The 13,224-nt window shown below is 64.4% G+C and carries 7 protein-coding genes; 6 read left to right on the top strand and 1 reads right to left on the bottom strand.

What is annotated here, in order from left to right; all coding sequences use genetic code 11:
* Positions 1-45 precede the first annotated feature (45 nt).
* On the bottom strand, positions 46-270 hold the full coding sequence (locus JMJ56_RS31165) for a hypothetical protein (RefSeq protein ID WP_202835704.1): 225 nt from the start codon (positions 268-270) through the stop codon (positions 46-48).
* Between the two features lie 1,692 nt (positions 271-1,962).
* Between JMJ56_RS31165 and cas3 the strand changes: the two genes are divergently transcribed.
* Genes cas3 through cas6e form a run of 6 tightly spaced genes read left to right on the top strand, consistent with a single transcriptional unit; the run spans position 1,963 to position 9,880 of the window.
* The gene (gene cas3, locus JMJ56_RS31160; protein WP_328702516.1) at positions 1,963-4,800 is read left to right on the top strand and encodes a CRISPR-associated helicase Cas3'; all 2,838 of its coding nucleotides are present in this window, start codon (positions 1,963-1,965) and stop codon (positions 4,798-4,800) included.
* Between the two features lie 50 nt (positions 4,801-4,850).
* Positions 4,851-6,608, top strand: coding sequence for a type I-E CRISPR-associated protein Cse1/CasA (gene casA, locus JMJ56_RS31155; RefSeq protein ID WP_202835702.1), 1,758 nt, complete (start codon positions 4,851-4,853; stop codon positions 6,606-6,608).
* Complete coding sequence (gene casB / locus JMJ56_RS31150; RefSeq protein ID WP_202835701.1) at positions 6,605-7,201, top strand: type I-E CRISPR-associated protein Cse2/CasB; 597 nt, start codon at positions 6,605-6,607, stop codon at positions 7,199-7,201. Before casA ends, casB begins: the two co-directional genes overlap by 4 nt.
* A gap of 21 nt (positions 7,202-7,222) precedes the next feature.
* Positions 7,223-8,440 (top strand): type I-E CRISPR-associated protein Cas7/Cse4/CasC, encoded by a 1,218-nt coding sequence (gene cas7e / locus JMJ56_RS31145; RefSeq protein ID WP_202835700.1) that lies wholly within the window; start codon positions 7,223-7,225, stop codon positions 8,438-8,440.
* A 4-nt stretch (positions 8,441-8,444) separates the two neighbouring features.
* Positions 8,445-9,191, top strand: a complete 747-nt coding sequence (cas5e, locus tag JMJ56_RS31140; protein WP_202835699.1) for a type I-E CRISPR-associated protein Cas5/CasD — start codon at positions 8,445-8,447, stop codon at positions 9,189-9,191.
* Complete coding sequence (gene cas6e / locus JMJ56_RS31135) at positions 9,188-9,880, top strand: type I-E CRISPR-associated protein Cas6/Cse3/CasE (RefSeq protein ID WP_202835697.1); 693 nt, start codon at positions 9,188-9,190, stop codon at positions 9,878-9,880. The genes cas5e and cas6e overlap by 4 nt, the downstream gene beginning before the upstream one ends.
* Positions 9,881-13,224: the final 3,344 nt, after the last annotated feature.

Raw genomic sequence — 13,224 nt, 5'->3', positions numbered from 1 at the left:
TTAAGATCACAAGATTGCCGGCTTGGTCTGGACGACCGCCGATGATCAGCCACAATGGTTCAGAATGGCCCACCTTACCATTACCGACGAGCAGCCAAGGTGAACCAGCCAGGAGTTCGGCCCGTCAATCCGCGCCAGGAGCCGAACATCCCCTCGGTCCTCCATCACCCGCTCAAAGTTGTCGAAGGCAGCCGGGGCGATGGTGATGTCTGTGACGAAGGGGTGGGTGTCGGGCGCGGCAGGGCGCCGGACGATCTCGCTGTAGCGCATGGGGTATTCTCGGGCTCAGTCTCGACTTGATCGTCGAGACAGGTATTTACCCGTTGTCCAACCCAGACCTCGGCCGGAAATGCACCCATTGGATCGCGGCAATAATTGTTGGGTCCAGGCGAACAAGTCAAATGGCTGCCGGTATTGTCCCAAGCATGGACCCAAGCATAGTTCCTAGCACCTCCAGCAAACGATGCCGGCAAAGCTGCTTCCAAGCCATTTTGCTTAGGGTCGGCGACAAAAGTCTCGGCATAGGGGGCAGACCGACCGCCGGAGCCAACAGCACCCGGCTCCTACCAGAACCATCATCGCGTCATCAATCAGAAGGAGAGTTCCGCGGCAGAGATTTGAGACAGCTAAAAGCAAACTTTTTGGCTGTTTTCGAAGCGGTCAATGCTCCTCCGACAATGAACCGCTTGGTGGAGAAGGCTTGAGCCCTCGATGCAAGTTCAGCCAAATGGACTACGGCACCTCCATGACGCAGCCGACCGTGCCAGACCCGCTCACCAGGGGCCGGGAGTAACTCTAGGTTAGAGACCATCCCCGCTTACGCAGGGAACACACGACGCATACCTCGCGCCGAGCCATCAGGTATGGTTCATCCCCGCAGCCGCGAAGAACACACGAACACCTGCATTCTCTACAACGCAGGCGACGGCTCATCCCCACGCCGCGGGGAACACTGCTCCGTCCACTCGTCAACGGTCGCACCCGGCGGATCATCCCCGCACACGCGGGGAACAGGCATGCCAAAAATGCCGGTCGCCGGGTCATACGGCTCATTCCCGCGCCAGCGGGGAACACTCCCTTCCGCCATGTCCCTCGAACTGCATTAGCGACTCGTTCCCGCGCCCGCGGGGAACACGCACCGGGCGGCAATTAGGGGCAAATCCCCTGCCGCTCATCCCCGCACCCGCGGAGAACACGTCTTGGGTTGCGCGGCCGGCGTCACGCCGATCGGCTCATCCCCGCGTCCGCGGGGAGCACCCCCGCACATCGGCCTGATAGTCGTGCGGCCCTGGCTCATCCCCGCGTCCGCGGGAACACGAATATAGCAGGTCGGCGCTGCCGGCTGCCGCGGCTCATCCTTGCGTCCGCGGGGAACACACGGTGGCATTGGCCAGGGTCGGTCCGGTCAGCGGCTCATCCCCGCGTCCGCGGGGAACACAACGTCACCGCCGCCACCGGCCCGCCCGGCACCGGCTCATCCCCGCGTCCGCAGGGAACACTCTTCCCAGAAGCACTTGAAAAGCTGTGCGGATTTGATTTTCAAAGAGCGCACTGACGCGTGAGCCGGTGACTGTCTTCGATCAGTTGGCCGGCTGTACCATCATCAGAACGTAGGCGAACGCCTTGATGCGACTGACCCTTCCCCAACACCTGCATGAAGACCTCAGGATCAGCCAACATAAGCATGCCGATAAGTCGGTTACCCCGCTTCCAACCGATCAATGGAGCATGCACCGGGACCTTCGACGCAAGGTCCATCCAAGTGGGCCACGTCAATTGTCGCCTACAACACAGCGACGAACCTGTGGATAGGTGACGGGTTTGGGACTGGCTCCTACTCATGCGGCCCTTCCCGACGCAGCTATCTCTCGCTACAGTTGCTTATGCAGGGCTCTTCATAGGGGCTGAAAGGTTGTCCACCCTTCTATCCAGCCGTTGATTACTGCTCCCTGTTGAGCAGGGATGGCCCTTGATTTCGCTGTCGGTTCAAGGTGTGCTGATTGTGTTCCCTGCGCGGGCGGGGATGAAGGTGAACCCGCCAGCGGTCGCGGTTTGGAAAATGAGTTAAATACGGGCTGTTGCGTGTCTGCAAGACCTCGTGGCACGCAAAGGTGCTGGACCGAGGTGCCATTGATGCCAGATACGCGGCTAAGTGACTATTTGCAGTTCTGGGGAAAGGCGGAACCGAAGGGTACCGCGGTTCTATGGCACCCTGCCGCCCTGCACATGTGCGATGTGGCCGCCGTCGCGGAAGTCATGAGCGACATCTATTTGCCCACCAAGATGTTCAGCCCAGATCTCAAATCCGTGGTTGTCTTTCTCGCGGCCATGCATGACATCGGTAAGCTCAGCCGTAGCTTCCAAGCCGTTGAGCCGAAGCATTGGCCCGCCATTCTTGGCGCATTCGTGGCGCCGCCACGAGATGATCACCATACCAGACTAGGCTATCGGCTTATTTGGCGGGACCGACGGGTTAACCCTGTCCTCTTCGGGCCCGGGGGCGTGTTCGAGCATTGGCCGCGGACCGCGAGCATCCCGCTGATCGACGCAGCCATCGGCCATCATGGCGCACCGGTGGACAATCGCGGCGACCTGTCTGCTCCGTCAAAAGCGGTCGTCTGCGACACCTGCGTCGCCGCCATTCGGGCCTTCATCACCCATCTCACCGAGATTTTGCGACCAGCGCGGCTCGTGAAACCGCCGACCGGTGCCGAAGCTAAAATCATGTCATGGCATGTGGCCGGCCTAATCACCCTCGCCGACTGGATCGGGTCCTCGCGGGAGTGGTTCCCCTACCAAGCGCCTGACGCCATGCCCCTGTCTGAGTACTGGTTGCTGGCACGCCAAAGGGCCAGAGTCGCAGTACAGAAGGCCGGGATCATCCCCGCCAAGGCTGCGCCTCGCACCAGCATAACGGGGCTCTTTCCAAAAATCTCCGATCCCACCGCAGTCCAGCGCTGGGCCGACACAGTCGAACTGCCGTCGGGTCCATTCATCGCCTTTATCGAAGATATGACTGGTAGCGGCAAGAGCGAGGCTGGTGTAACGCTGGCCCACCGCATGATGGCGGCAAGCCGCGCGCAAGGCATCTATTTCGCCCTGCCGACCATGGCGACGGCCAATGCCATGTACCAGCGGTTCGGCGAGGGAGGCGCCTACAGGCGGCTATTTGCCGAGGGCGCCGATCCGTCTCTGGTGCTCACCCACGGCAAGCGGGACCAGCACGAGGGCTTTCGGGCGAGCATTCTCCGCACTGACAGCGACACTGCGGACCGTGAGGGCCGGCGAGACCGCGCCAGCGCTCCCGAATGGGTCGCGGACAGCAAACGCACGGCGTTCTTTGCTGATGTGGGGGTGGGGAGCATCGACCAAGCGTTGATGGCCGCCCTGCCGACACAGTTTGCCCCGATGCGGATGCTGGGTTTGTCCCGTCGCATCCTGACCGTCGATGAGGCCCACGCCTACGACAGCTTCACCGGGACTGAACTCGACGCCCTTCTCCAGTTCCAAGCCTCCCTCGGTGGTAGTACCATCGTGCTCTCAGCCACCCTGCCGTTGCATATCAGGCAGCGCCTTGCCGACGCCTTCCGGAAGGGCCTCTCACTGCCATCCGCACCCCTGTCGAAGGCTGGCTACCCGCTCACGACGCTGGTCAGTGCCGAAAGAGCCGTTGAGGAGGCGCCAAACCGGACTCCACGGGAACTGGACGCCATGCAGGCCCGGTCTGTGACGGTGGAGCGGGTTGTTGGCCGGGCGCATGCCTTCCGTGAGATCACGGAGGCTGCCAACCGGGGTGCTGCGGTCGCTTGGGTCCGCAACACGGTCGATGATGCCGTTGAGGCTGCCGAGCTACTGCGGCAGGCGGGATATGACCCCATCCTCTTCCACTCACGCTTCACCGTTGGAGACCGTCAGGAGATTGAGGAGCGGGTGCTCGCCACCTTCGGCCCCGACGGACGCGGGCGGGCAGGACAGATCGTCGTGGCCACGCAGGTCATCGAGCAGAGTCTTGATATCGATTTCGACCTGATCGTGTCCGACCTCGCGCCGATCGACGCGTTGATCCAGCGGGCTGGTCGCCTCTGGCGCCACCGCCGCGACGGCCGCCCCGTCGATCGAGCGCGGTTCCTCGTTCTGTCCCCTGATCCGATGGACAACCCGCCGGAGGATTGGATTGCCTCCTTCCTACCCGGTACAGCGGGCGTTTACCGTGATCCCGCGGTGCTGTGGCGGAGTGCGCGCTGCTTGCTGAATGGCGGCGACCTGAATACGCCGGAGGGGGTCAGGTGCCTCGTGGCTGAAGTCTACGCCGAAGACGCGCTGGTGCCGGACGCTATGAAGTTGAGCAGCGAGGAGGCCAGAAGCGAGGCTGATGGCGACAGCAACGCGGCTAGTTACATCTCTCTCGACCCAACCTTGGGGTATAGGATGGGCGATGGGCATTGGGTCAGCGACGAGGTGATCTCGACGCGCATGATCCGCCGGCCGCAGGCGCCGATCCGCATTGCGTGGATCGATGATCGTGGAGCCCTGCGACCTTGGAACGACAGCCCTCGCGGTCCCCGAATGTCATGGGCCCTGTCCGAGGTCACTGTCCCAGCCGACCGTATTCGGGACCTCGTCTCTGAACCAGAAGACGCCGTGGCCGACGCCCGGAAGCGCATGGCGAAGTTTGATCGGGCTATTCCAATCGTCGCTCTTCGCGGCAATACGGCCACTTTGAGACGGATAGGTCGAAAATCCGTCCAATTTTTCTACCATAAAACGAAAATGGGTTTGCGCCTTCGCGTTATCGATTGACGCCTAAATGATTGCGCTGTCTGCTGCCTAGAACAAAAGGTGACAGGCAGATGGTCGCTAAGCGGTTCAATCTTCTCAGCGACGCGTGGATACCGGTGCGTTTACGTGACGGTGGTGACCGCGTGATAGCGGTGGCGGACCTGTTCGACACTGCCAATCCACCGATGCGCATGAACTGGGGGCGCGCGGATTTTGATGCGGCGCAACAAGATTTCCTGATCGGTGTGCTGGCGGTGATCTGCCCGCCGCGGGATCAGGACGAGTGGCTGGACCAGTTGGAGCGACCTCCCTCCCCGGACACCATCCGCGAGTGGTTGGCTCCCCATGTGCCCGCATTTTACCTCGACGGTGACGGGCCACTCTTCATGCAGGTCACCGAGGCGGAGGTGACCGGCCGCGGCGTCAGAAAGATGGCAAAGGCAAAGGCAAAGGCGGAGGCGCGCGGCGTCGCCGAAAAAGCTGCGAAGACTGAGATCAAACGGCCTGAAATGCTGCTCTTCGGAGGCCCGGGCGAAAACACCGAGACACGTAACCGCGATTTGTTTGTGAAACGGCGAGCGGTTGGGATGCTTGGGCGCCCGACCGCAGCAATCGCGCTCTACACGCTCCAAAGCTATGCCGGCTCACAAGGCGCCGGAAATCGGGTCGGCTGGTGCGGCGGTGGGCCTGTGCGCACCTACGTCGTGCCCCGGGCTGCTGACGGCTCGCCGGCCACCTTGTTCGAGGTCCTCTGGGCGAACGTGCCATGTGGTGAGCCTGCTCAGCCCGGAGACCCGGCAGTGTTCCCATGGATGGGGCCGGTGGCCGATGGCGAGGGCACGGGTAACCGCTTGGACCCCCGGCAAGCGTGGTTCGGCCAGCCGCGCCTGATCCGCCTGACGGTGGAGCCGCCCGGCGACGGGGGTGCTCCTTGTGACCTCACCGGGCGGATGGACAGCCACCGCGTGGTCGGGTGGCGGCAGCGACCTCGGGACTATGAGTATGCGCTCCGGGTCGAGCCGCACCCTTTGACGCCGCACTACCTACCTAAGCCTGACGACAAAGCGACTGCGCATTACCATGCCAACAGCGACCGGATTGGCTACCAGAATTGGCTCGGCCTCGTCCTTAACGAACCAAACGGCAAACTTGCTGCTGCCCGGGTAGTTCGCGAATACCGGCAGGAACGCGGTCGCATTCGTGGCGACCTGACCCCGCCTCTCCTGACAGCGGTGGGTCTGAATCTAGCGACCGGCGATGCGCTCGGCTGCGTCGAGAGCACCATGCCCATGTTCATGCTCGCGGATGCAGAGGCAAACGACAAGCTGGAGGCGAAGGCAGCCAGCTACATCCATGCGGCACAAGCGGTCCGCCGACTGATGTCGAGCAACATTGCTTCTGCCCTGCACCGACGTCCCAAAGATGCCAAGCGCGACGGTACCCTGATGGTCAATGCGGCGACGCAGTTCTACGACCGGACGCAGGCTGGTTTTTTCGAGGTTATGGAGGGCCTGACGCACCGTCTCGGTGACGATGCGGAGGCCGACCTGACCGATCTGGTGCTGCGCTGGCACGGGATGCTGTACGACGCTGCGCTCAGCGTCTTTGACGAGGTCGTTCCCATCCGGCCGCTGACCGGGCGCCAGCGCGAGGAGGGAGGCGTGCAGGTCCATGCCGCCATCTCCGCGCGGAAATGGCTGAAGCTGGCTCTCAAGGGTCACACGAAGCTTGGGCATGAACTCTTCAAGTACCTCGAACTGCCGCTACCGCGGCGGCCGGAGGCAACGGACGAGGCCGCACAGGCCGTCACCGAGGATGTAGGCACATGAACATTGTTGTCGATCCACCGAAGGCGCCCGTGAAGCCGCCGACCCGCGCCGCGCGGTGCCGGGATTGGCTATGCGAGATGCTTCCCGATGCCAATAGGAAGGGTGGCGATCGCGCAACACTGGCCGCTCTGAGGCGTGCCAGTCGTCCACTGGATGCGGCGATCTGTCCGGCCACCATCACGCTACACCGGATTCTCGGCGGCTCGAACTATCCGGACGGTATGCTCCGCACAGGGGCCGTGGCAGCCGTGCTATCGCATGTCCGAGCGGACGCGCATCGGGCTTCGGTGGCGACCCAACTGGGTCGGGTCACCGACGGCCGGCGGCCCATGAGCGAGTTGCGGTTCCGGCACCTTCTCACTGAGGTGCATGACCCAAAGCGCGCTATGACGGCCCTCCGCCGCGCGGTCCACCTGCTCGATGGCGAAGTCAATATTGAGGACCTCGCATCGTCGATGCTGATTTGGCTGGAGCGCGACGCTCCCTTTCCCAACGCAAAGCAGCGCTCCGACGAACGGCTGCTCCGCTGGAGCTACGATTACTACGGTGCAGAGTCTGAGGGCGCCTCCGCTGACACCGATACATCTGCCTGATCAGCCATAGAGAGAAGAGCGATGAACTTTGTACAAGCCCATTTTCTGACCAGCTACGCCCCCTCCAACCTCAACCGTGATGACACGGGGCGGAACAAGACCGCGATATTCGGCGGCGAGGAACGCCTTCGCACTTCGTCTCAGAATCGCAAGTACTGGGTTCGAGAGGATTTCAAGCTTCTGAAGGGCGATGCCGCTCTGCCTCTTGGGGTGCGTGGCGATCGCTTTGCCGTGCAGATCAGGGATGCTCTGGTCGATAACGGCGTCGACGCCGCCGCTGCCGGCGCCGCGGCCAAGGCCGTGCTGAGTGCCATCAACGGCAAAGAACGGGAAAAGAAGGCCGAGGAGCCTCCGGCCGAAAAGCCCGAGAGCAAGAAAAATAACCGCAGAAAGCCGGGTGATGCGGCGCAGGGAAGCCTGAATCTCGAAAGTGCTGCGCTTCAGTTCCTGTCTCAGACCGAGATCAGCCGAGCCTACGCGGCTGCGGAGAAGCTGGCACGCAATCCCGGCACCGAGGTGAAGGCCGAAGACGTCCTGCTCCACGCCGATACTGCCGTCGACATCGCTATGTTCGGCCGCACCTTCGCCGGGAATCCGAGCTACAACCGCGAGGCGGCCGTGCAGGTTATGCACGCGATCACGGTGCATGCCGCAACGGTCGAAGACGATTACTTCACCGCCCTCGGCGACCATCGGACGGCAGACGAGAGTGGTGCGGTCCATGTCGGCGAGAATGCTTTCGGCTCCGGTGTGTTCTACGCCTATCTCTGTGTAAACCGGGCTCTTCTGATCAGCAATCTCGGTGGTGACGCGACTCTGGCCGACAAGGCCATTGCCGCACTGATCCGCAGCTTTGCCACGGTAACGCCGGGTGGCAAGCGCTCGAACTTCGCCGCCTACTCCTATGCGAGCTATGTGCGCATCGAGAAGGGCAATGGCCAGCCGCGCACGCTGGCTGGCGCCTTTGAGAACGCCATCAGGGGCAACAACATCATGGCCGACGCTGTCGAGCGTCTGCGCACCTACGCTGCGAAGATCGACGCGGTATACGGCCTGACGACCGAGTTCCGCGATGTGTTCGTCGACGAGGTGGAGGTCACCAAGCCGGCGGAGACTACCGAAGCTGCGTCTCCGGGCAAAACGAAAGCCAAGGCCAAGGCTGCCGCAAATGAGGCGCACCCCGACACCAAGGCGCGGGCGCTGCTGGCCGAGGTGATCGCCTTCGCCAAGGCGGCCTGACGCCATGCCCGAGTACCTGACATTCGCCATGAGTGCCTCCATGGGCGCCATGGGTGCCGTGACGGTCGGCTCGCGCCGGCCGACATGGTCGCGGCCGGCCCGTTCAGCGATACTCGGGCTCCTTGGCGCCTGTTTGGGCGCCGACCGGTCGGACGAGGATGCCCATCAAGCTCTTCAGCGAGACTATGGTGTCGCTGTGCTGGTTGTGCGGGAGGGCTCGTTGCTCTCCGACTTCCATACGGTGGCCACCCCCGAAGGTGCCAAGCCGGGCGATTACCCGACCCGCGCGGCGGAGCTTCGAGCCCCGAAAGTCGGGACCATGATCACCCACCGCGAGTACCGTACCGATCCGCTTATGCTGGTGGCTGTCTGGGCACGCGGCGCGGCGCGCTGGTCAATACAAGACCTTGCTGCGCAGATGCTGGAGCCGGTTTTTGCGCCTTATTGGGGGCGCAGGTCCTGCCCCTTTTCCCTGCCGTTCGGTCCTCAGGTCAAGGCGACTGACACGCCGGTCGCGGTTCTCATTGACCGTCGCTTGCATGGACCGGAGGTCCAGTTCTCCTTCGCGCCGAATAGTCGAGTGCCGTCTCCCTATGTCGCCATGGACGAGGAGGACGCCCTAGCGGCCGGCCTCCAGCCTAGCCGGGTCGAGGAGCGCCGCGACAACCTCCTGAACCGCGGCAAATGGCTGTTCGGCATGCGCCGCGAGGCGATCCTCTATGTACCTACCCTTGCGAGCCAGTCGTTATGACACTGTACCTGAACCGCGCGACGCTCCGCCCCGAGGCCGAGCGGGACATCTTAGCAGCCGTTCTGGCGACCGGCGATGTCGCTGGAGGAAGTGGTCATAAGCTGATCTGGGCCCTGCACACCGACGGGCCGGATCGGGAGCGCGACTTCCTGTGGCGGGACGCCGGGAGCGGCACCTATTTCACTCTGTCGCGCCGGCCGCCGGAAGCGGGACAGCGGCTGTTTACAGTCCAGAGCCGCGAGATGAACCTCCCCGTGCAGCGCGGAAGCCGGCTGCGCTTCACGCTGCGGGCGAACCCAGTATCGGCCGAGCCGGCCCCACCGAAGGGGAGCGGCGGCCCGCGGCGCGGCCGTCGGCATGATATCGTGACAAAGACGCTCCTCCCGCAGCGTGGCGCCGAACCGGGCACCATCGATTATGACGCCGTGGCCCTCGCGGCGGCCCGCGACTGGATGGAGCGGCGGGGCCGCGACGCAGGCTTCTCGCTGACCAAGGACTTCGTGGTGGAAGGCCGGGATTGGGTTAGCATCCGCAGACGGCGCCAGCGCCCTATTGAGATCGGGGTGATGGATTTGGCTGGTGTGCTGGAGTTGACCGATCCCGAGGTCTTCATGCAGGCGTTGGGTGCTGGGTTTGGCCGTAGCAAGGCATTCGGCTACGGTTTGATGATGGTGCGGCCGGCGGAGTAATCGCCGACCGTCATCGGCTCACACGCCGGTGAGTTCATTGACAACTGAATCCGCAAGCATTTTCAGGTGTTTCCGAGAAGAGTGTTCCCCGCGCGGGCGGGGATGAGCCGCAGAACAAGATGGTATGGGCTGGCGACAAGGCGTGTTCCCCGCGCGGGCGGGGATGAGCCGACCTGGGACGACGTGCCCACCACGCCCGAGGGGTGTTCCCCGCGCGGGCGGGGATGAGCCGGCGGGCGACAGCACCGCGCTGATGGCCGTGAAGTGTTCCCCGCGCGGGCGGGGATGAGCCGGGGTGGCTTCTTTTCCGCAAGGGCGCGGCGCCGTGTTCCCCGCGCGGGCGGGGATGAGCCGCCGGAGACCGTGGCGACGGCCAATCCGGCGCCGTGTTCCCCGCGCGGGCGGGGATGAGCCGACGGCAACCGATAGCATTGTGCGCTATACGGGGTGTTCCCCGCGCGGGCGGGGATGAGCCGGTGACGGTGAACTTCGGCATGGCCGGGGTTCCGTGTTCCCCGCGCGGGCGGGGATGAGCCGGTCGCGGGGCACGCCCCGGACCTCGGCCGTCGGTGTTCCCCGCGCGGGCGGGGATGAGCCGATCATCATCGGCGCGCTGCTGGTGGTCGCCGCGTGTTCCCCGCGCGGGCGGGGATGAGCCGTTCTCGGACGAGGCGGCAGCGCTTTCGCCCGTGTGTTCCCCGCGCGGGCGGGGATGAGCCGCGCAGTCTCGTGCGGGTGCAGCCTCGTGCGCAGTGTTCCCCGCGCGGGCGGGGATGAGCCGTAGCCCATGGCGCCACCGATCACCGCGCCGGCGTGTTCCCCGCGCGGGCGGGGATGAGCCGCTGGCGGCCGAGCGGTTGTAGGTGACGCGGGAGTGTTCCCCGCGCGGGCGGGGATGAGCCGTCAGCGAAGCGGTCAGCCACCGCCTGCCAGAAGTGTTCCCCGCGCGGGCGGGAATGAGCCGGTCTCCAGCAGCGTCTCGCGGTCGGTCCAGATGTGTTCCCCGCGCGGGCGGGGATGAGCCGGTGATTGCCCGCTCGGAGGTCAACGGGGCACCGTGTTCCCCGCGCGGGCGGGGATGAGCCGCCGGCGGGCTTGTGCGGGATGAAGCCGCGGATGTGTTCCCCGCGCGGGCGGGGATGAGCCGGTGGGGTGTCCCTGCACCAAAACGCCCGGCGGTGTTCACCACGGGCGCGGGGATGAGCCGGGCGCCACAGGTGCGGGCGGCGTCAACGATCAGTCTTTCCCGCGGGCGCGGGGATGAGCCGACCTACACGGCCGGCGCTGAAACCGCCTATCTGTGTTCCCCGTGGGCACGGGGATGAGCCGGCGACGTCCTGCGTGGTGATCTGCGTGTTCTCGTGTTCTCCGCGGGAGCGGGGATGAGCCGATCGGTGATGCGGACACGAAAATGCTGGTCATATGTTCCCCGCAGGCGTGGGGATGAGCCGCGCAGATTGCCGATGCCGCGCATTTTCTGAATGTGCTCCCCGCTGACGCGGGGATGGACCGATCATTTCCACGTCCATGTTGTCAAACAGATTATGTTCCCTGCGTTAGCGGGGATGAGCCGCCGGCGAAGCCGTTTGCAAGAGCGCTGTTCAGGTGGTCCCCGCGGGGGCGGGGATGAGCCGACTTGGGTAATCTGGGAGCCCTGCTGCGTAAGGTGTTCCCCGCGGTGCGGGGATGAGCCGGCGGCGCTCCCGACATCCGACCCGATGACCTCGTGTTCCTTGCGGGGGCGGGGATGAGCCATCGTGCAGAACGTCCTCGATTTCCCATCCCGAGTGTTCCTCGCGTCTGCGGGGATGAACCTGCCATCATCTCTGCATCAAGATCGGCCCGCCAGTGTTCCTCGCAGGTGCGGGGATGACCCGCCGACTGCCACGGTCGACGAGTGAATTGAGCAGTGTTCCTCGCGGGCGCGGGGATGAGCCGATGGTTGCCGCCTTGTCGCTGTTGTCGAAATCATGTTCCCTGCGGGGGCGGGGATGAGCCGAGGCCGATGCTCTTGGTGATGTGGCCGCGCTCGTGTTCCCCTTGGGCGCGGGGACGAGCCGTCGATCTGGTTGCCGGCTAGCGCATAGAAGTGCCCTTCCCCGCGGGTGCGGGGATGAGCCGTCGCCGCCGGTATCGGGGAGCCCGAATGCCATGTGGTCCCTGCGGGCGCAGGGATGAGCCGATGGCAAACGCGCTAACGATGATCGACGCCTCGTGTTCTCCGCGGGCGTGGGGATGAGCCGACGGCGCGTTCGGCGAGGTAGTCCGCGCAGAAATGTTCCCTGCTGGTGCGGGGATGAACCGGCGGCGCCCTCCTTTTGGGCGAATTCGAACGCGTGTTCCCCGCAGGCGCGGGGATGAGCCGTGGGTGCGGTAGCCGATAACGCCGGTCTTGCGTCGTTCCTCGCGGACGTGGGGATGAGCCGGGCCAATACTGGAACCTCATGGAAATGGTGGCCTGTTCCCTGCGGATGCGAGGATGAGCCGTAGGTCCGCAGCCGGCCACCGACCGTGAACGTAAGTTCCCTGCGTCCGCGGGGATGAGCCGATGGTGAAGATGCCTGTTCCACCGGCGCCGTGAGTTCCCCGCGGGCGTGGGGATGAGCCCAGGATATCGCCGTCTATTTCCTATACGGTGTCGTGGTCCCCGCGGACGCGGGGATGAGCCGTAGCCTTGGCCAGCGCTGTAGCCGACGGCGCCGTGTTCCCCGCATGCGCAGGGATGAACCAGTGGTGAACGACGGGACCAACACAGGTGAAATCTGTTCCCCGCTGCTGCGGGGATGATCCGACCGTCAACAACGGCGATGCTGCTCCGTGCTTCTGTTCCCCGCAGGTGCAGGAGATAACCCGCCGACAGCGACGGCCGACGAGTGGATTGAGCAGTGTTCCCTGCGGGCGCGGGGATGAGCCACTGAACACCGCCTTGTACGCCTCCCGCTCGTGGTGTTCCTTGCGTGCGCGGCGATGAGCCGTCCGAAGTTGCGTGGACAGGGAAGGTGTGTCCGTGTTCCCGCGAGCGTGGGATGTGCCGTTCGGCCGCCTCAACCACAGTTGGGGTACGGTGTGCTCCCCGCGGGCGCGGGGATGAGCCGTCGTACAGTGTGACGTGGTTATCGACATGCTGGTGTTCCCCGCAGGTGCGGGGACGAGTCGGGGGTCCAATGCTAATGTCGGGCGAGATAGCGGTGATCCTCGCGGGCGCGGGGATGAGCCGATCAACTACGGCAACATGACCATGACTGAGTGGTGTTCCCTGCGTGTGCGGGGATGACCTCTGGTACGGCTTCGCTGTAGTCTAGTTGGCTGGACCTTGCGCCGGGGGTGCCGGTTCCTTCTTCACC

This window comes from Belnapia arida (genome assembly GCF_016773205.1).
Taxonomy (GTDB): domain Bacteria; phylum Pseudomonadota; class Alphaproteobacteria; order Acetobacterales; family Acetobacteraceae; genus Belnapia; species Belnapia arida.
This window is presented reverse-complemented; position numbering and strand designations above follow the sequence as displayed.